Origin of the sequence: Arthrobacter sp. OV608 (genome assembly GCA_900110595.1) — a bacterium.
In the GTDB taxonomy this organism is placed as follows: Bacteria; Actinomycetota; Actinomycetes; order Actinomycetales; family Micrococcaceae; genus Arthrobacter.
Genome location: FOEZ01000020.1, coordinates 51,218 through 70,616, shown reverse-complemented (window position 1 = coordinate 70,616; position 19,399 = coordinate 51,218). Strand labels below are relative to the sequence as shown.

General features: G+C 60.2%; 12 protein-coding genes and 1 pseudogene. 6 read left to right on the top strand and 7 right to left on the bottom strand.

Annotated elements, in window-relative coordinates; all coding sequences use genetic code 11:
- Positions 1-684 precede the first annotated feature (684 nt).
- On the bottom strand, positions 685-2,139 hold the full coding sequence (locus BMX78_RS19335; protein WP_091423070.1) for an APC family permease: 1,455 nt from the start codon (positions 2,137-2,139) through the stop codon (positions 685-687).
- A 912-nt stretch (positions 2,140-3,051) separates the two neighbouring features.
- Here BMX78_RS19335 and BMX78_RS19330 point away from each other — a divergent pair.
- The 5 genes and pseudogenes from BMX78_RS19330 (at position 3,052) to istB (ending at position 10,358) form a co-directional block, all read left to right on the top strand.
- Positions 3,052-4,005: an alpha/beta hydrolase gene (locus BMX78_RS19330; RefSeq protein ID WP_091423067.1), complete on the top strand. Its 954-nt coding sequence runs from the start codon at positions 3,052-3,054 to the stop codon at positions 4,003-4,005.
- Between the two features lie 586 nt (positions 4,006-4,591).
- Positions 4,592-5,545 (top strand): alpha/beta hydrolase, encoded by a 954-nt coding sequence (locus tag BMX78_RS19325; RefSeq protein ID WP_091423063.1) that lies wholly within the window; start codon positions 4,592-4,594, stop codon positions 5,543-5,545.
- The gene (locus BMX78_RS19320) at positions 5,542-7,266 is read left to right on the top strand and encodes a CocE/NonD family hydrolase (protein ID WP_211482600.1); all 1,725 of its coding nucleotides are present in this window, start codon (positions 5,542-5,544) and stop codon (positions 7,264-7,266) included. The genes BMX78_RS19325 and BMX78_RS19320 overlap by 4 nt, the downstream gene beginning before the upstream one ends.
- Before the next feature lie 1,084 nt (positions 7,267-8,350).
- A pseudogene (istA, locus tag BMX78_RS19315) lies at positions 8,351-9,583 on the top strand (IS21 family transposase).
- Positions 9,570-10,358 (top strand): IS21-like element helper ATPase IstB, encoded by a 789-nt coding sequence (istB, locus tag BMX78_RS19310; protein ID WP_091423060.1) that lies wholly within the window; start codon positions 9,570-9,572, stop codon positions 10,356-10,358. The pseudogene istA and the gene istB overlap by 14 nt, the downstream one beginning before the upstream one ends.
- A 666-nt stretch (positions 10,359-11,024) precedes the next feature.
- Here the strand turns inward: istB and BMX78_RS19305 are convergent.
- From BMX78_RS19305 to BMX78_RS19295, 3 genes are all read right to left on the bottom strand, one after another.
- Positions 11,025-12,203: a thiolase family protein gene (locus tag BMX78_RS19305; RefSeq protein ID WP_091423057.1), complete on the bottom strand. Its 1,179-nt coding sequence runs from the start codon at positions 12,201-12,203 to the stop codon at positions 11,025-11,027.
- Between the two features lie 278 nt (positions 12,204-12,481).
- A complete protein-coding gene (locus BMX78_RS19300; RefSeq protein ID WP_091423081.1) occupies positions 12,482-13,369 on the bottom strand; it encodes an SDR family oxidoreductase in 888 nt (295 codons plus the stop codon).
- A gap of 230 nt (positions 13,370-13,599) precedes the next feature.
- Entirely contained in the window at positions 13,600-14,388 is a 789-nt protein-coding gene (locus BMX78_RS19295) for a citryl-CoA lyase (RefSeq protein ID WP_091423052.1), read from the bottom strand.
- A gap of 433 nt (positions 14,389-14,821) precedes the next feature.
- Between BMX78_RS19295 and BMX78_RS23735 the strand changes: the two genes are divergently transcribed.
- A complete protein-coding gene (locus tag BMX78_RS23735) occupies positions 14,822-15,805 on the top strand; it encodes an acyl-CoA thioesterase domain-containing protein (RefSeq protein WP_353615454.1) in 984 nt (327 codons plus the stop codon).
- Positions 15,806-15,995: 190 nt separating this feature from the next.
- Here BMX78_RS23735 and BMX78_RS19290 read toward each other — a convergent pair whose 3' ends face one another.
- The 3 genes from BMX78_RS19290 to BMX78_RS19280 form a co-directional block, all read right to left on the bottom strand.
- Positions 15,996-17,309 carry a cytochrome b/b6 domain-containing protein gene (locus BMX78_RS19290; protein WP_286139167.1) on the bottom strand — a complete coding sequence of 438 codons (1,314 nt, stop codon included), beginning with the start codon at positions 17,307-17,309 and terminating at the stop codon, positions 15,996-15,998.
- A gap of 201 nt (positions 17,310-17,510) precedes the next feature.
- Positions 17,511-18,500 carry an electron transfer flavoprotein subunit alpha/FixB family protein gene (locus tag BMX78_RS19285; RefSeq protein ID WP_091423046.1) on the bottom strand — a complete coding sequence of 330 codons (990 nt, stop codon included), beginning with the start codon at positions 18,498-18,500 and terminating at the stop codon, positions 17,511-17,513.
- Positions 18,501-18,552: 52 nt separating this feature from the next.
- Positions 18,553-19,326, bottom strand: coding sequence for an electron transfer flavoprotein subunit beta/FixA family protein (locus BMX78_RS19280; RefSeq protein ID WP_091423040.1), 774 nt, complete (start codon positions 19,324-19,326; stop codon positions 18,553-18,555).
- Positions 19,327-19,399 lie beyond the last annotated feature (73 nt).

Below are 19,399 nucleotides of genomic sequence, written 5' to 3'. Positions count from 1 at the left end.
AGGTTGAATGCTAGACACCCTCATCCCAGCAGGGCCACGGGCCCCTTTGTCTTCAACGACACGAACTCATTCCCCATCAACCGCGAAGAGCCACTTTGAGACTCCGGCCGCGTCGAGTGTGAAAATCTGCGGCGCCGGAGATGGCGTGGTGCCAGCACGTTGCTGTCATCAGCGCGGGACACCTCTTGCCGGTTCCGTTAGAAGCCAAAGGGAACCTATTTTGGATTCTGCCCACCTATTTAAGCTGGTCTCGTGGGTATGGCTCGGTTCAAAGATAATGGCTCGCCGTGCCAATTTGCAGCAACCGAGCTCGCCATCCCCCTTAGTCAGATCTCGGACAACCTGTGCCCGCCACCCTAATGCGGCTAACAGCCGTCTTGGCCTATATAGTTCCAACCCCGCATTCATCCTGTTGAGCCGCAACCCTTCAATGACCGCAGTTCTCGGACTCACGCCGACTGGACTCCGCGATCCTCTTCGCAGGCCCAAGAAGCTTTCCTGGACAACCACATCGAGGCGCTCAACGATATCGGGGGCCGGAAGCGGCAGGAGAAGGATCGGTGGGAGTGGAAAGCACTTTCTAGGCCGCTGCTGCCGGATTAGTCCATATCACTTCGCCCCTCCTGGGACGCAGACCGTTAAGTTTGGGGCTTGCGCCTCCCATTGCCCTGCTAATGCAGGGCCTCACTGTCGGCCGATGTGGGCATAAGTCCCCGGTTTGGTTCGCCGGTAAACCGCGGCGAGAGCAATGCCGAGCACGAACAGGCCGACAATCAGCGTCATCAGGAGGCCTGCAAGGACATGGGATCCTCCGACCAAGAGGGGAAAGTTCACCCCGGCCAGGATTAGTCCGATACCCAGGCCAACAAGCGACAAGGTCGGGAGGACGATCCTGCTCCACACCGAGTGCTGCCGGCCACGACGACGCAGATAGACCGGGACTGAGACTCCTGTCACGAAGATCACACCAAGGATCACGAAACTGGTGATTCCGAGCAGAGCCGTATAGAAGTCAATGGCCCCTATTCCCGTGAGGATCACCACGAGGCTCACAGCCAAGCCTGCAGCACTAACGGCCATGGACGAGACGTGGGGCGAGCCGTGGCGAGGGTGCACTCTGCTCAGTTTTCGCGGGAGGATTCCGTCCGCACTCAAATTAAATGAGTATCTGGCCGAGATGTTGTGCGCCGCTAGAACAACCGCAAAAGTGCTCGTATTGACCAGGACGGTCGCGGCGTCCGCTAGGACTTTCCCGCCGAAGGCTTGAAGGCTCTGCGTCATCGAACCGGTTGGGTCAGCGGCGGCTGCTTCGACGACCTTGTCAAGACCGATCGAATTAAGGAACAACAGTGCGGAAAGGCCGTAAACAACCGTCCCTAGGGCGATCACGGCATAGGTGACGCGGGGAATCGTTCGGCTGGGATCACGAACCTCCTCACGAAACAGGACGGTTACCTCGAAGCCTGCAAACATCCCGAGAGCGAAGAGCAAGCCCAGCGGGAAGGATCCGTCGAACCAGTGCACCGGGCTTAGCGGTGCTACGGAGATGCCCTCATGACTCGCTCCCCCATTGACGAAGACCAGGACGTCGTAAGAGACAACGACGACGACCTCCAAAAACAGGAAAAGCGTCAGAACCTTTGCTGACAATTCGACCTTGAAATAGCCGAGGATTGAGCTGGCCGCCCAGAAGATGCCAGCCCAGACGTACCAAGGCAGGTCTGGCCCGTTGAGAGTGCCATGTACCAGTTCTCCCATGACTACACCTCCGAACACGACGCTTCCGGCATAGGCGCAGAAGTAACCCAAAAGGGCCACGAGACCGGAGCCGAGGCCGATTTCCCGGCCAAGTCCGGCGGTGATCATCGAATAGAAGCCGCCTGGCTTCGGCATAATTTTCGACATACGCGTGAAGCCGACGGCGAATGCCCCCAGGATGGCCCCTGCAATGAGGAACGACACTGGCGTGCCCAGGCCTGCGCCGCTGCTCACCATGATGGGGATGGCCCCGACGACAACCACCAAGGGGGCGTTGTACGCCACTACGCTGAAGAACAGCGACAGGAACCCCATATTGCCCCTGAGGTGTGGCTGGCTCTGTGGCGGCGCCTTAGTATCCACTGAACTCATCACGTCCATTTTTCGATCAATTCCTTCTTACGTCCATTTTCGATCAATACCTTCAAAGAAGAGAATTGTTGCCCCTGATGCAGGGGTCCTGTCTTCAAAAGGGTTCGACATGTGCGACCTCTCCTAGGAGTGCATGGGCTCGGTCACTAGGGCATGCTCGCTTAGTCGCGACCTACATCTGATTATGATGTTTGTCGCTTCGTCATCTGCTCGTAACTAGTTGTTTTACCAACGAGCTTTCGAGACTTTGGCCTCCTCCCAATCGCCAACACACGGGCCCCGACATCAAGCCCGCTGCAGAACGGATTTACGGGGTGGCATACCGTTGGCGACGAGGTTCTCGCAGTTGCTGCCAGTTCCCCTGGATCGCACAGCCTGAGGCGATGATATTGCCGCAAGTGCCGACGGCCTGGATAGACGAGGCCGGGCCTTCTCACGCATCTGTGCTCGTCGGCCACAATTGTCGGATCCCCAACCTCAAGTAGCCCCAGATCCGCTTTTCGACGATGCTGCGCTCTACGTCCCCAGCACTCGCCTGGGCACTGGAATAGCCCCAAGTCCTACGGCGGCGATTAGTTAGACCACCACTACCCGAACCATTTGGCTTGAGGAAAGGTCAATTCATTCACTGACCGTGAACGTGCGGGATTAAAGCACTGGAGACGCCAGGATCACGAGCCTCTCGTAGAAGCCAATCGATCTACCACGGACGAATAGGTACGGGAAAATGGAAGTCACCTTAAGGTACGTACCCAAACGGAACCAGCGTGGCGCGAAAGCCCAACCTGACGTGGCCGGCAGCCGCCGTCGTCAGAGTGCTTGGTGTTGGTTTCTCAGTGCTTATCACGGCAGAGCGCCAAGTCATTCGCGACCTCGAGACAAGACCTCGACCACCTTGAAAAGAAGAGAGGGTGTTTCACCATGACCCATGCGCAGGCAACTGCAACCAAGCTCGAACTGGTGGATCTCGACCACTGGGGGATTTCGTCTGGGGCAAACTTATTGGAAGAAAGTAGGATCCCCAGCAAGGACATTGCCACTGTCGAGTTATCAGAAAACGACACGGTGTCCGAGTACCGCCTGACATCCGAATCGCTGCCGCAGGAGGGCGTTCCTGCCGGGAAGTACTACCACTTCAGGTGGACCAGTCACACCGTATACCCCGGCGTGACGAGCAGTGTCTACCTGTATCTGCCCCACGGGGCCGAAGAGGCCGAATCGGTCAACCTGATGATCTGCCTGGACGGCCTGGAGTACACCGGAGAGAAGGTTCGCGCCACCACAGTGCTGGACAACCTGGTGCACTTGGGTGAGATCCCCATGACCGTCGGCCTGTTCCACAACCCTGGGGAGACGGGACCGGGTTACCCGATCTACGGTGGGAGCACGAACCGCGGTGTCGAGTACGACACTGTCAGTGAGGACTTCGCCCGCTACCTGGTGGAGGAGCTGTTTCCCGTCATCCGGACCAAAGTCCGGTTGACCGATGACCCGAAGGGCCGCGTAATCTGCGGCTTCAGTTCCGGTGGCGCCGGGGCGTTTACCGCTGCCTTCCATCGCCCGGACGAGTTCGCAAACGTGATCGCGCACTGCGGCAGCTTCATCAACATCCTGGGCGCGAACAACCTCCCCAGCATGGTCCGGCACACCCCGCGCAAGCCAATCCGCGTCTGGCACCAATCCGGCAAGCGCGACCTCGATATCATTTACGGCAACATTCCCATCGCCAACCACGACCTCGACGCGGCCCTGAAGTACCGCCGCTACGATTCGATGTTCGTATTCGGCCCCGGCGGACACACCCTCGGGCACGCCGGCGCAGTCTTCCCCGAAACACTCCGATGGATCTTCCGCGACCAGGTTCAAGCCAAATGAAATCGCGCTTAGTCGATGCTTCCCTTCAAATAACGCCTCTTCACAGGCTGAGGGCACCGCAGCACAATCTTGGTTTGGAACCCAGGAGTTACAGGGCCTCGCGCTGGCTGCCAGATTTACTCGATTAGGGCCGCGGACCTAATGACCCGCCCAGCACCTCTCGTGTCCACGACTTGTCGCCCGCGTCACAAGTGTCACTGACACTTGTGACGCGGGCGACACCTAGCAAAAAAGTCTGGACACTGAAACAACACCAAATCATGGCTCGCCGATTGGTTAAACCACCACTACCTGAACCATTCAAACTTGAGGCAAAATCAATGCACGCTGCTGAATTGAAGGTGTGGGTTATGTCACCACATAATTTACGTCCGTCGAATACTTACGAACCTAAGGAGATCACCTGAGGGTACGTACCCAAACGGAACCAGCGTGGCGCGAAAGCCCAACCTGACGTGGCCGGCAGCCGCCGTCGTCAGAGTGCTTGGTGTTGGTTTCTCAGTGCTTATCACGGCAGAGCGCCAAGTCATTCGCGACCTCGAGACAAGACCTCGACCACCTTGAAAAGAAGAAAGGGTGTTTCACCATGACCCATGCGCAGGCAACTGCAACCAAGCTCGAACTGGTGGATCTCGACCACTGGGGAATTTCGTCTGGGGCAAACTTATTGGAAGAAAGTAGGATCCCCAGCAAGGACATTGCCACTGTCGAGTTATCAGAAAACGACACGGTGTCCGAGTACCGCCTGACATCCGAATCGCTGCCGCAGGAGGGCGTTCCTGCCGGGAAGTACTACCACTTCAGGTGGACCAGTCACACCGTATACCCCGGCGTGACGAGCAGTGTCTACCTGTATCTGCCCCACGGGGCCGAAGAGGCCGAATCGGTCAACCTGATGATCTGCCTGGACGGCCTGGAGTACACCGGAGAGAAGGTTCGCGCCACCACAGTGCTGGACAACCTGGTGCACTTGGGTGAGATCCCCATGACCGTCGGCCTGTTCCACAACCCTGGGGAGACGGGACCGGGTTACCCGATCTACGGTGGGAGCACGAACCGCGGTGTCGAGTACGACACTGTCAGTGAGGACTTCGCCCGCTACCTGGTGGAGGAGCTGTTTCCCGTCATCCGGACCAAAGTCCGGTTGACCGATGACCCGAAGGGCCGCGTAATCTGCGGCTTCAGTTCCGGTGGCGCCGGGGCCTTTACCGCTGCCTTCCATCGCCCGGACGAGTTCGCAAACGTGATCGCGCACTGCGGCAGCTTCATCAACATCCTGGGCGCGAACAACCTCCCCAGCATGGTCCGGCGCACCCCGCGCAAGCCAATCCGCGTCTGGCACCAATCCGGCAAGCGCGACGTCGATATCATTTACGGCAACATTCCCATCGCCAACCACGACCTCGACGCGGCCCTGAAGTACCGCCGCTACGATTCGATGTTCGTATTCGGCACCGGCGGACACACCCTCGGGCACGCCGGCGCAGTCTTCCCCGAAACACTCCGATGGATCTTCCGCGACCAGGTTCAAGCCAAATGACCCAGAACACGAAAGCAGAGGGCATGAACGCCACGAACGAGGTTATTGACGCGTCAGCTTCTGTGCAGGTGGCACTTGATGTCCCTGCGCGGATGCGGGACGGCGTCGTGCTGCGGGCTGATGTCTACCGCCCTGCCGGGGACGGGCCTTGGCCTACCTTGGTGGTGCGCACGCCTTATAACAAGGCCGGGGCTGCGGACAACGTTTGGAATGGTTTCTCTCCGACAGAAGTGGCCCGAAAAGGGTTCATCATGGTCATCCAGGATGTCCGCGGCCGCTACGCTTCAGACGGTGACTGGGAGCCGCTGCAGCACGAGGGCCCTGACGGCTTTGACACCATTGCTTGGGCCGCCCAACTTGCCGGCTCCAACGGGCGGGTCGGCATGGTCGGTGGTAGCTACTGCGGGAACACGCAATGGCAGGCCGCGCTTCAGCAGCCGCCTGCGTTGAAGGCGATCACGCCCCTGATGACGTGGACGGAGCCGCGTGAGGCCCTGGTAGCCCGCGGCGGTGCGACGCAGTTCACGGTGATCACATCGTGGTCGCTGGCTGCCGGGTTCGACTGGTTGTCACGTCAGGGCCTGACGGAGGATGAGTTGGCTGCCCGCGTTTCGGCCCTTATTGAAGACTTCGACGGTCTCGAGAAGGACGGCTACTGGGGATTGCCGGTCGCCGAACTGCCCGTGCTGCGACGGCACGGCACGCCGGTGTTCGTAGAGCCGGGCGCAGCAACTGACGTGGAGGCCACCGAGCACATGCGGGTGGCCGGGAGCCACTCCCGTGTCCAGATCCCCAGCCTGCACACTGGAGGCTGGTACGACACCTGCCTGCAGGGAACCATCGACAACTTCGCAGCAATGCGCAACCTCGGCCGGGAATCGCGGCTGATCATCGGACCATGGACCCACGAGGACTTCGGCAACCGGATCGGCGCCCAGGACTTCGGAATCATGTCCAGCCGGGACGCGGGAGCCCACCCAAACGGCAAGTGGAGCGATGAAGTGCTGGCGTTTCTGCGCGGCCACCTCACCGATGATGCACCTGTTAGCGCCTCGGCTCCGGTACGGATATTCGTGATGGGACGCAATGAATGGCGCGACGAGGAAACCTGGCCCCTGCAACGCTCCCGCACCGAGCGCTGGCACATGCATGCCGATGGTGACCTTAGCCCGAAGGCACTGCCCATCGAAGCAGGGCCGAGTGAGATCGACTATGATCCCGCCGACCCCGTCCCCACGTACGGTGGGCCAATGGCCCTCACACCAGGACGGGGCCCTCATGACCAAGCACCGGTCGAGTCACGACCGGACGTGCTCGTCTTCACCTCCGAGGTCCTCCATGAGGACCTTGAGGTAACAGGGCCAATCCGGGTACGGCTGCACGTCCAGAGCTCGGCGCCATCGACGGACTGGGTCGCCCGTCTGTGCGACGTGGACCCCGACGGGCGGTCTCTGAACCTGACCGACGGCATCCTCCGCATAGAAAGCGGTGCAGACGAGGCCCAGGAGATCGAGATCGACCTGTGGTCAACAAGCAACGTGTTCCTCGCCGGACACAGAATCAGGGTGCAGATCACTAACAGCTGCTTCCCCCGGTGGGACCGGAACCTCAACACCGGCGACCAGGCCGGGACGGAGTTCCTCCCCGCACATCAGCGGCTCTACCACGACACCAGCCGCCCGTCATACATCGAACTCCCCATCGTCCGAACGGAAGAGTAACAAACTCCCCGTACCTAAATATGTTCAGTGGGCACTGCAGACCAGGCGGCGCAGTGCCCACTGACCCGGTTCGTACGCCGCAGGCTTACATACCTCCGATGCCATCGATAATCGCCCTGCCCCACCGTAAAGTTGGAGACTCTGTTTCGCTTGCAGCTGATTGAGACGGTTGCTGAACGCCGTGTCCGGAGTTTCTCCCAGCGCTCCAGATACGGGGAACCAGACCCCGATCTACCGGCAGACTGCTGACAAGAGACTGGAAGTGACGCAATAAAGTTGCGTCGAGGGCCTCAAGGGAAGTTTCTCAGTCCAAAGGACGTCCTTATGCTCCGCTTGACGCGATTCTTCCCTCTGGTGCCTCGGAGCTAGCAGCGTGCAGGGTTTCTTGACCACTGGACCTATGCGGCGGGTCGCTGATCGGTACAATCCTTCCGTGCCCACCGCGGCCTGCTGAGCCAAATCCGATAAGCATCCTAATCGTTTCCTGCTCCGCTGCGTTCTACGTCGGTATCGCTGCCCCTCCAGGACCGCCCGAAGCGGGTAGGGAAGAAATCCGGGGAGGATTCTCGACGGCGGAGAGACCCGGAGCCTGCCGCGTGGCTAAGCATTCCTCCACCTGCTAAGGATAATCAATCCGCTACGTCTGTCCGAGGGTGCTGTGCCATGCGGCTAAAAGACCGCCATCCCCAGCGGCTTCGACGCGGCTGGAGTCCCTAACGACAGGATTCGCCCACACGGTGAACGGGGACCCGAAATCTCTCCAGCTCGGCAACTTAATCTCCACGAATAAAAACTTGGTTCTTCGGGTTCTTCGTAGAGGCTGGCGGATTATGGTCGCCTAGGGTCCGTGGGCTTTGTCTCGTGATGACGCCGCAATGGGGGACGTAGCCTGCTAAGTTGAGTGCGGCCCAGCACCCTGGACCACATTCCAACTGGCCGCCCGATCAATTCACACACAACACGCACTCCAAGTTTACGCCGTCTGAGGACTTCACCGAGGTCCTGTACGTTTGTCGGTGACGGTCGAAAAGTGAGCCATTGTGACGGTTGAAAAGTGAGCCACCCGTTCCAAACGATTGGGTGGGTGATTACAGTGAAGGATTGGGCGCTTATTCGGCGGTTGCATCTGGCCGAGGCTGAGTCGATGAGGTCAATAGCGGCGCGGTTGGGGATCTCCAGGAACACGGTTGCGAAGGCGGTCAGCTCCGAGGGTCCGCCAACTTACGTTCGGGCGGCGCAGGACTCCGGGATTAAGGCTGTGGAACCGGCTATTCGTGCGCTGCTGCTGGAGAAACCGCGGATGCCGGCGACGGTGTTGGCTGAACGGGTGGGCTAGCGTGGGTCTGCGGCCTGGTTCCGGGAGAATGTTGCCCGGATCCGGCCCGAGTATGCCCCGGCTGATCCAGCTGACCGGATCACGTATGAGCCCGGTGATCAGGCGCAGTGCGATCTGTGGTTCCCCGAGGTGCGGATACCCGTCGGTGCCGGCAAAGCCAAGGTATTGCCAGTCCTGGTGATGGTGTCCTCGCATTCACGGTTCATCATGGCCCGGATGATCCCGTCGAGGATGACCGGGGACCTGCTGGCCGGAATGTGGGAGCTGCTCGGATCCCTGGGTGCGGTTCCACGCAGGCTGATCTGGGACAACGAGACCGGCATCGGCCGGCGGAACAGCTACGCCGCCGGAGTCGCAGCGTTCGCCGGGGTGTTGGCCACCCGGATCGTGCCGGTCAAGCCCTACGATCCGGAGAGCAAGGGCGTGGTCGAGCGGGCCAACCAGTTCCTGGAGACTTCCTTCCTGCCGGGCAGGGTCTTCGCCTCCCCGGAGGACTTCAACACCCAGCTCGGGCAGTGGCTGCCGAAGGCCAACGCCCGGCTGGTCCGGCGGACCGGCGCCCGCCCGACGGACCTGCTCGCTGCGGACAAAGCGGCGATGCTGGCACTGCCACCGGTTCCACCGGCCACCGGCTTCACCTCAAGGGTTCGACTCCCGCGGGACTACTACGTCCGGATGGGATCCAACGACTACTCGGTCCACCCGCAGGCCATCGGCAGGTTCGTCGACGTCACCGCCAACCTCGAATCCGTCACGATCAGCCTGGACGGCAGATCCGTCGGGGCCCATCCCCGGTCCTGGGGCAGCGGCCTGACGATCACCGACCCCGAGCACGTCGAGGCGGCAAGGGCACTGCGGAAGGCCTTCCAAACCCCTCACCCGGTGGGCGAGACAACGGGGCTGCGGGACTTGGCGGACTACGACCTGGCGTTCGGTGTCGTGCTTGATGACGGGCAGGTCGCCGAACATGCCGGGCGCTAAGGAAACCATTGGTCAGATCGAGTACTACTCCCGGGCGATGAAAGCACCGCGGATCCGTGAAGCAGCAATCCGGCTCGCTGACCAGGAAAGGGAAGGTGGCTGGACTCACGAGGAGTACCTCGCCGCTGTCCTGTCCCGGGAAGTCGCGGCCAGGGAAGCCTCCGGCGCCGAGATCAGGGCCCGGGCTGCTGGGTTCCCGGCCCGGAAATCACTCGAGGATTTCAATTTCGATCATCAGCCCGGCCTCAAACGTGACACCATCGCGCACTTGGCCACCGGCGCGTTCCTCACCGAAGAGTCCAACATCGTCCTGCTCGGACCGCCCGGCACCGGCAAAACCCACATCGCCACAGGCCTGGGCCTACGAGCCACCCAGCTCGGCCACCGGGTCCTGTTCGCCACCGCCATCGACTGGGTCGCCCGGCTCCAAGCAGCCCACCAGAACGGCAGGCTGCCCCAGGAACTGGTCAGGCTGCGCCGCTACGGACTGATCATCGTGGACGAAGTCGGCTACATCCCCTTCGAACAGGACGCCGCCAACCTGTTCTTCCAACTGGTCTCATCCCGCTACGAGCACGCCTCACTGATCCTGACCTCGAACCTGCCCTTCGCCCGCTGGGGAGACGTCTTCGGCGATCAGGTCGTGGCCTCGGCCATGATCGACCGCATCGTCCACCACGCCGAAGTCATCACCCTCAAAGGCTCCAGCTACCGCCTCAAACACACCCAAGTCGACTCGCTACCCTCGACAAGACCCGAAAATACGGCAGAATAACCAGCGTCAAAGTGGCTCACTTTTCAGCCCGCAAAACGGCTCACTTTTCGACCATCGCTGACAACGTTAAGGTCTCCTGTATTAGCCTGCGGGAGGATGAGCAGGTGGAATTCATAATCTCACGCTGCGTTGAAGGGCCAACCTAACACCTCGCATTCGAAACCGGGATCCTAGACACTTAGTGCCGCGCTACGCGGTGAACAGCGCCCTGGTGGCAAGGGAGGCCGAGAAGCGAAATCGTCGCTAGTTCCTGGTCGCGTTCACGTATGTCGCTCGATTTTCCGCTGTAGTTCGGGAACCAGCGCCCCCGACACTGTTGCGGTAACGATACGGACGCTTTCATATCCGCTCATGACGAGGACATCTTCGACGCAGTTCCGCCCAGCCTTGTGTGGGCATCAAACCAGGTGGACCGGGCGATATCCCAGCCACTCAGCTTGAAGTTGATTGAGCGCGTCAACGCTTCTGAGCCAACGGCGCCGGCCGCTCAACCGGCAGGGATCCTTCAGTGCTACGGGAGTACAACGACCAATCCAGCCAGGTAACTGCAGTCCACAAAGGGGATGCGGACAGCGCCGCATCCCCTCATGAGGACAATTCGCCCTGTTCCCCCGACCTTAGACCAATGCCGCCAGGCTCATTAGGCATGCTGGCAGCGAAAGAAAATTAGGCTACGAGGATTGAGACCACCGCTGCAGCAGAATCTCCGCCAACCTGCCCGCCAGAATTCTGCGCTACGGCGACTTTTGCCGACTCCCGTTGCCGTGCACCCGCTTCCCCGCGCAACTGATGGACAAGTTCGAATATTTGAGCGGTTCCGGTAGCACCAATCGGGTGGCCCCTGCTGAGCAAACCACCGCTCGGATTGACAGAAATCCTTCCGCCAAGGTCCGTCGCACCACTGCGCAACAGTTCCGCAGCACCCCCCGGCGCACAGAACTGCATGACTTCGTAATTGATTAGCTCGCCAGGGGCCGATGCGTCGTGAACCTCTGCCACATGGACGTCCTCGGGACCAATCGAAGCTGCCTCGTAAGCCACCTTCGCAGCCCGAGACGAAGCGTTCGGCTTCGTCGGATCTGCTGAGCCCGAAACAAGCGCCGAACTGGCTACCCAAACAGGCCTGAACCTTGAGAGCTTGGACGCCACACGAGCCGAACACAGGATCACCGCTGCTGCTCCATCGCCGATTGCAGAGCACATAGGAAGCGTCAACGGTTCACTGATCATCCGGCTTGCCAGCACTTCCTCGACCGTCGTCTCTTTACGAAACTGCGCGAAGGGGTTGAGCGACGCAGCGTGACGGCTCTTGACGGTTATTCGAGCAAAATCGGCTGGCGTCGTTCCCGTGGCGTCCATGTACCTGCGAGTACGTTCTGCGTAAATGTCCATAAAAATGGAGCCGCTGCCGGAGCCAACGTGCGAGGGCAGTTCTTCTTCCTTGTCTACCGCACCTCCGAACGCTGCGATTGAGACGGTCTTGTCTGGATGACTCAGCTTCTCCGCTCCCACTGCCAGCACAACATCTGCCTGGCCACTGGCCACTGTCTGCCACGCCAGATGGAACGCTGTGCTGCCCGTAGCGCAAGCGTTTTCCACATTGATTATGGGCTTGCCCATGAGGCCCGTGTTCCTGAGCGCGGCTTGGCCTCGAATCATCTCCTGCCCGGTTATGACTCCAGACGCCGAGTTGCCGAAGTAGACGCGGTCTACTTTGTCCGCATCGATTCCGGCATCCTCCAGCGCTATTCTCACAGCTTCCTCGGAGAGACTCTTCACCGATCGATCAAGAAACTTCCCAAAAGAAGTCATTCCAATTCCAGCGATCGCTACGCGGTCGGTCATAGTTACTCCAATTCACTCTCTCAACAAAAACGAAAAGGCTCCGCTCCAGTGCGGGTCGTTTGCTCAAGTAGCCTTCAGCTAGTCTAACACTTACTGGTCGACAATCAAGCTTTTAGTTCGACTAGCGAATCAGGCGACTCTTGCCGGACTCGGTCGTCAGTTTCCCACCGCGGCGAAACGCACCTGTCCTCACCAGTGCGAGGACGCAAACACCCGGGTGACCAGGCGAACTCGGGCACGGAGCCTCTCCCGTTCGGCAATGGAAGGATGCGTTACGCTCAGGCTTCTTGGGCGACGGGCTCGACCGCGACGCCGACAAGTGCCTGCTCGATCTGCGGCACACTCCAGCGGCTACCGTTCTCGAATGTCTCTACGACCCGCCATCCTTCGTAGACTCCGATCAGATCACCCACCACACGGAACATATGGCCGGAGAGGGCGCAGCGCTCGGCCGCCAGGAACGCGACCAGCGGTGAGATATTTCCGGGGTGCCAGCTGTCAAACTCCGTCTCGGATTCCGGCTCCGCAACCCGTTCACTTAGCCCCGGCGTAGACAGAGTCAAGTGGGTCCGCGCAGCCGGCGCAATACAGTTGACCCGTACGCCATACCTCTTGAGCTCCTTTGAAGCGACCTGCGTCATGGCAGCGATCCCTGCCTTCGCTGCGGCGTAGTTCGTCTGGCCTGCCCCAGGCTGTAGACCCGCGGCCGAGGAGGTATTGATAATCGCCCGGTCTGCGGCCAGCCCCAATTTTGATTGGTTACGCCAATACGCAGCCGCGTGCCTGCTGACAGCGAAAGTACCCTTTAGATTGACGTCCACCACCGAGTCAAACTCCTCCTCGGTCATGTTGATCAACGTCCGATCCCTCATGATGCCCGCGTTGTTTACCACCACATGGAGGTCGCCGAATTCGCGGATGGCGGTTTCGACCAGCCGCTGCGCGCCATGCCAGTCACTGACGCTGTCAGTATTAGCCACGGCCTGGCCGCCCGCGGATATGATTTCGGCAACCACGTCATGCGCCGGACCATTGTCCGGGCTCGCTCCCCCAACGTCATTGACAACCACACGCGCACCCTCGGCCGCAAGCAGCAGGGCATGCTCGCGGCCGAGACCGCGTCCGGCGCCAGTCACAATCGCCACTCTTCCATCCAGAACACCCATAAGCCTGCTCCCATTCATTCGATCGTTCTTTAATACTGATGCTCGAGCAAGATTGTCCCGAGCCACTCTGCGATCACTGAAATTCCGACGCAATTGTGTTGTCGCTCAACTAAACATGCAGGAACTCAGACAGCAAAACCTCACATAAGTTGATTGTGAGAAATACAAGATGACCGCAGCGCAACGCCAATACTGCTACTCGAACATTGTCATCACTGTTGGATTACCAATTACGATGGGTTTGGGCCGGTGTAATTTACCTGGTCGGCAGGAACGTGCCGCCACGTGTTTCCTTGTGCAACCTCCTCCAAGTAGTGGGCTGCAAGGCCGACAGACCGCGGTGCGACCAGGAATATTCGCGTCGTCTCCCAGGTGAACCCGAGATCAAGAATGAGAGCTGCAATCGCGCCATCGACGTTCGCTGGAATCTTGCGCCCAACCGCTTGACTCAGCTCGTGTTCCAGGTGGGCCAGCAACGCCGAGTGATGGGAGAAGACCCCTTCTTCCTTGGCGATACCCATCAGAATAGGAAAGCGCGGATCCGCACCGTGTTGCGGATGACCAAACCCCTCAAGAGGGGCGCGCCTTGCCCTGCTGTCAGCCACAATCTCCTTGGCGGCTCGCTGCAGCGATTCGTCGGTGACCTCGCCATCTTCGGCTATTCGATGAACAACCGATTGCAACTTCAATGCCAGTTGTTGTCCGGCGCCACCCTGGATGTCCCCGAAGGTGGTTACTCCTGCTGCAATCCCTACTTGAATGGGAACCCCGTATGATGCCAGCATTCTGGTGATCGTACTCGACGGCGATATTCCGTGTTCCATCACCGAGACGAGTAGAGCATCAAGAACGCGAGCCTGACCAGGTGTTGAACGGTTCCCGGTAAGAACCAGGTACATCATCTCAGAATATGAAGTATTCCCGATCAATTGACTCAGGCGGTGTCCCCGAATAATTACATCGTCCTTCTCGACTTCCCCGATGTCAGTTTCCCAAGCATTGGTATCACGTGTGGTCACTTGATGTCCTCAGTTCTAGTTTTACGTGTAATTCAATAGCTTGCGCATCGAATGCTCCGAGCCTGCACGCTGGTTTCTTATATTGCGCCCCACCGCCAACGCAGCGAGGTAACAGATCCGCGATGCGAGCCTCGTGAGTACCATGGCAGCCCTCTAGACCGCCCTTGCAACCTAGATTGCCGGCCCTCGGAGCCGGCGAGCTAGTCGCAACCCGGTGGACCAATTGCCTCGTTTGCCAGTGTCCTGACTGGCTTGAGAGCGGTACTATGCAAGCAGGATATCACTTACTGATCAACAATCAAGTGTCTGACGAGCGGGCGGACCATAATAGGTTCGACTGCCAAGTTTTGCGGCAGAGACCAACCGGACACTCGACGGCCCATAGATTGCTAAACGGATTCAGGCAAAGCGAAGACTGCGATATGTTCGTGGAATGGCTCCTTCAACTCCGGGCATGCACAAGTCCTCCCCGCCCGCCGATCCCAGCACCCCAGCTTCCCGCGGCGCTGTGGCGCCCGTGTCGGGGCGCGTCGAGCGGCTCATGCGAACCCGGCTGCGTGGCGCCGTTGACGGCACGGTACCCGAATGCACCGGTTCCATGGTCACTGGAGTTTGGTGCCTGGACCATGAGGGGCGCCCAACGGGGTTGACGGCCGCCTCCCTGTTGGACCAAACTCTCGCAACTTCTATCCGCGCCGCCAACCCGGACCTTACTTGGATGGTCACGACGGAGCTGCAACTGAACTTCCTGGCCCCGCTACCTGCTGACGGCACAGTACTGGAGGCTTGGACCAGAAGCGGCTTCCTAGATCCGAGGGGAGGCGTATCCTTTGGCAGTCTCCGTGGGCCGGACGGTAGGGAGCACGTACATGCCGTTGGCTGGTTTCAAACAGTCGGACCCACCCCCGCCGGGGCACTTGACCATTTCAACCGTATGGGCGCGCTGCCCTTGGGGCCCGAATCCGACGTCACGTTGGACAGGTTGCTTGGCATGCGTAGTCCGGCCTCGAGCCCTGAGGGCGGGAAGCCAGCGAATACCGAAGGTTTCCTTAGGGGGCCGGACTTCCCTGCGGTCGATGAGTTCATGAATCGCAATGGGACCGTTCACGGAGGGGCTATGACCATGATGGCGGGACTCGCTGCCCATGCGGCCACTCCGGCTCCTGATCATTTCGATCTCCAGTCCCTGCGGATGGTGTTTCTGCGCCCGTCCACTGGACCGATTGCTACACGCGCACGAATCCGACATACAGGCCGCTCCCTGTGCAGCGTGGACGTGGAACTGTTCAGCATGCGTACAACTCCACGGAACCCGGCACCACGTGGCTCAGAAACTGCTCCGCGAGAGAACCTTGACAAGGCCTTCGAAACCAAGCCAGTCGCACAAGCCCACGCACTCTTCCGTCCGGCCCGCTGACCGACCTAGAGTGACCAGTCGAACAGTGCCGGTGACTCTGGACGTCAGCGGCCGGGCGCCTTCCGAACGGGAGTCCCAACCGGAAATGGCCTTTGAGCGGCCTGTTATTCGGTTTGTTTCCTGCAGGTCACGCAGGGATCAGCGGTGATTCCTGCCCATGCTTCACCCCATCGGGCTGGAGCTCGTTGAACTATTTGGTGACCTTGCCCATACGGTTTGCGATGGGTGTGGTGAACAACGGTTTGGTCAGGAACCAGGCTGCGGCGATGACCAACAGCGAGATCAGAAACACGACAAGGCCCCACCAGTCCACCACGTCCCGGGAACCGTACATGTGGTTTAGGTTCTGTAAGGCTCCGGTGAAGAACACCAGGAACACATGCACCACCGCAAACGCAACGAAGTAGAGCATCACCGGAAAGTGCAATGCCCGCGCCCATTCCACCGGATATATCGTCGTGAGGCGCCGAGCGCGTTCGGGCCACCAAGTCGACATCCGGGCGCCCGTCAGAACCGCCAACGGGGCGGCGATGAACACCGTGAGGAAGTAGGCCATCACCTGCAGTGCGTTGTAGTGCACCCAGCCGTTTTCGGCCGGCCAGTCCAACGAGGCATATTGGACTGCCGCTGAGAGCATGTTTGGGAAGATGTCCCAACTCGTCGGTACAATCCGCGTCCAGTGCCCGCTGACAAATAGCAGAGCGACGAAGATTATCCCGTTCACCACCCAGAGCACATCCAGAGCCTGGTGCAGCCATTGGGACAGGGATACCTTTTTCGGGCTGTTGCCCCTTGGGGAGAAGAACGAGTCCTTCTTCGCCGTCCAGTAGCCAGGAGGCTTACGCTCCGTACGCACCTGGAGACCGGTGCGGATGATCAGCACGATGAAGAACATGTTGAGAAAGTGTTGCCAGCCCAGCCATGCCGGGATTCCGACGGGAGCGCCATCCGGCTGCCACGCGTGACCGCTGTAAGACATGACGAACTGCTGCACACCTTCAAGGGTGCGCAGCCAGCGGGCGCTGAACACCACCACTGAAGCCAGAATCATCAATACGGAGATAACGACGGCGGGCTTCCGCCATCCCAGGCCAGCCACGTTCCCCTTACTGACGGGGCCGCCCCAGGCGGCTCCCTTTGTGTCGAGGAGACGCGTCGAAGAGGTCGCTTTGGCCGCCGAGGGGGACAAACTCGACTGGGCGGCACCAGAACCGCCCCCTACCTCAGAATCAGTCGGTGGGCGTGCGACCTCCTCCCCACCGGCCGTATGGGGAGGAGCGCCCATACGGCGTTTCCGTGCAGGAGTAGGATCGGCAGCGGACTTCGATTGGTCGTATTCCTGTGCAGCCCGCTCCGCTGGCAAGTCCATTCCCTGAAGTTGCTTTTTGTCGATCAACGCCGTGCCGTCATCACTGGTCTCCGGCGACGTCATGGCCCCCTCTGCAACCAGCGAATCACCCTGCTGTTGTTGCTGCAAATGCGTCTCCAAGCGCTCCGCAGGCACAGGCTCTGTGTCCCCTCGTCCAGGGGCTAGCGGCGTATATCCCGCCATGCGGCGCCGTTTCGATGCCGGGTTGGGGTTTGGCTCGCTAGTCATAGATCTCGGTCCTTTATCTGTATATCAACTTCGGGTTCATACGGTGGGAAGGCCTCCGTCGGCACTACTGAGCATGGTCCTGGGTGGGTAGCGGACTGCCGGCATTGGTCAGCTGCGTCGCTTGTTGATCTCTTCGATCAGCTGTGGGACCACTGTGAACACGTCCCCGACGATGCCGTAATCGGCGACGTCGAAGATCGGTGCATCCTCGTCCTTGTTGATAGCAACGATCGTTTTAGAAGTCTGCATCCCTGCCCGGTGCTGGATCGCCCCGGAGATTCCCAGTGCCACATAGAGTTCCGGAGTCACCGTCACGCCGGTCTGACCCACCTGGTGGGACTGAGGCACGTACCCGGCATCAACGGCAGCACGCGAGGCACCCACCGCGGCGCCCAACACGTCGGCAAGTTCCTCCACCACGCTAAACGCCTCCTTCGAACCAACGCCGCGTCCGCCAGAGACGACAATCTTCGCCCCTCGCAACACGGGTCTGCCTGCTTTCGCCGCAGCCTCGGTAACCTCATCGATCCTGGCCCCGCTCGCCGTCGGTGTTGCAATGTGCGCGGTCGTAACCTCAGGGGATGCAACGGCCTCGGCCCCGCCCTCAATGGAACCCGGACGCACCGTGACCACCATCAGGCCCCCTTCCACCGTCGACTCCGTCGTAAAGTCGCCGCCGAACACTGAATGGGAAGCAATGATCTCCTGGCTCTCCTCGTCAAAGCGAACCGCGACCGCATCAGCGGCTACGGAACCGCCAGACACGATTGCGAGCCTGCCCGCCACAGCGTTTGAATCGTTCGTCGCCGGCATCAGCACCAGGCCGGCCCGGTAAGTCTTTACCGCGTCTGCCATGGCACCGACCTGCGCGGACCCCAACTCGGTGGGGGCGCTCTCCGATTCGGCCAGGTACACGTTGGCCGCACCCAAGGCCCCCAAGTCAGCGGCTAAGCCCCCCGACCGGCCTGGGGCGGTAACCGCCACCGCTACGGGCTTGCCGAGCTCGGCAGCCAGCCTAAGCAGGCCAGCTGCAGTGGACTTCGGCGACCCCTCTCGGGTCGTCTCAATCAGGACCAAAACGTTTCCCGTGTATGCCATGGTGTCTTCCTTCAGCTGTATAACTTCAGTATCAAGAGGGATTTGCCCGTGTTCAGATGAGGCGGTTCGCCGCAAGAAACTCAGCCAGCTGCGTTGCCGCGGTACCGTCGTCAACAACCTTCGGTCCGGCCTGCTTGGCAGGGCGGGCCGAAGCCGAGACCATCACCGATGCAACTTCCGGAGTGGCCGCGATCCCCAGATCAACGAGCGACCAGCTGGCCAACGGCTTCTTCTTCGCCGCCATAATCCCCTTGAAATTTGGAAACCGAGCATCAGCGGACTTCTCAGTGACCGATACTACTGCTGGCAAAGGCGATGACAATCGCAAAGCGCCGCCGTCCACCTGGGCCCAACCCGACACGGCATCCGGCCCGATGAGGAGCTCATCCAACCCCGGAACTACCGGCCACCCCAGGATCTCGGCCACCATTGCTGGGACCATTCCTCCTCGCCCGTCCGTGGCCGCATTGCCGGCAACGACCAGATCGACGCCTCCAAGCTTTCCGATGGCGGCAGCCAGCACCCGCGCTGTCTGCACCATATCGGAACCTGCCAAGGACTCATCCGAGACCAAAACTGCGGAATCCGCGCCCATCGACAACAGCTTCCGGAGGGTCTTCCCTGCGTCCTCCGGCCCCATCGCGACCACGACGACTTCGGTATCTTTGCGCAAATCCTTCAGCTGAAGGGCGTTCTCAAGAGCCCGTTCATTAATCTCGTCCGGCACCGGCTCAGACGCACCGCGGTCCAGCATTCCGGATCGCAAGTCGATCTTACGATCAGACCACGTGTCCGGAACCTGCTTGGCCAACACAACAACTTTCATGGAGAACCCTCCTCGGGGGGCCAACGCTTCCGCTTTTCATGTTCCAATTTACGGGGAATCAGCGAAGAATACT

Excerpts from the sequence above, each read along its gene's own strand:
- BMX78_RS19335 (WP_091423070.1), bottom strand. The coding sequence starts at position 2,139 with ATGGACGTGATGAGTTCAGTGGATACTAAGGCGCCGCCACAGAGCCAG.
- BMX78_RS19320 (WP_211482600.1), top strand. The coding sequence starts at position 5,542 with ATGACCCAGAACACGAAAGCAGAGGGCATGAACGCCACGAACGAGGTT.
- istB (WP_091423060.1), top strand. The coding sequence starts at position 9,570 with ATGCCGGGCGCTAAGGAAACCATTGGTCAGATCGAGTACTACTCCCGG.
- BMX78_RS23735 (WP_353615454.1), top strand. The coding sequence starts at position 14,822 with ATGGCTCCTTCAACTCCGGGCATGCACAAGTCCTCCCCGCCCGCCGAT.
- BMX78_RS19300 (WP_091423081.1), bottom strand. The coding sequence starts at position 13,369 with ATGGGTGTTCTGGATGGAAGAGTGGCGATTGTGACTGGCGCCGGACGC.
- BMX78_RS19330 (WP_091423067.1), top strand. The coding sequence starts at position 3,052 with ATGACCCATGCGCAGGCAACTGCAACCAAGCTCGAACTGGTGGATCTC.
- BMX78_RS19280 (WP_091423040.1), bottom strand. The coding sequence starts at position 19,326 with ATGAAAGTTGTTGTGTTGGCCAAGCAGGTTCCGGACACGTGGTCTGAT.
- BMX78_RS19305 (WP_091423057.1), bottom strand. The coding sequence starts at position 12,203 with ATGACCGACCGCGTAGCGATCGCTGGAATTGGAATGACTTCTTTTGGG.
- BMX78_RS19325 (WP_091423063.1), top strand. The coding sequence starts at position 4,592 with ATGACCCATGCGCAGGCAACTGCAACCAAGCTCGAACTGGTGGATCTC.
- BMX78_RS19285 (WP_091423046.1), bottom strand. The coding sequence starts at position 18,500 with ATGGCATACACGGGAAACGTTTTGGTCCTGATTGAGACGACCCGAGAG.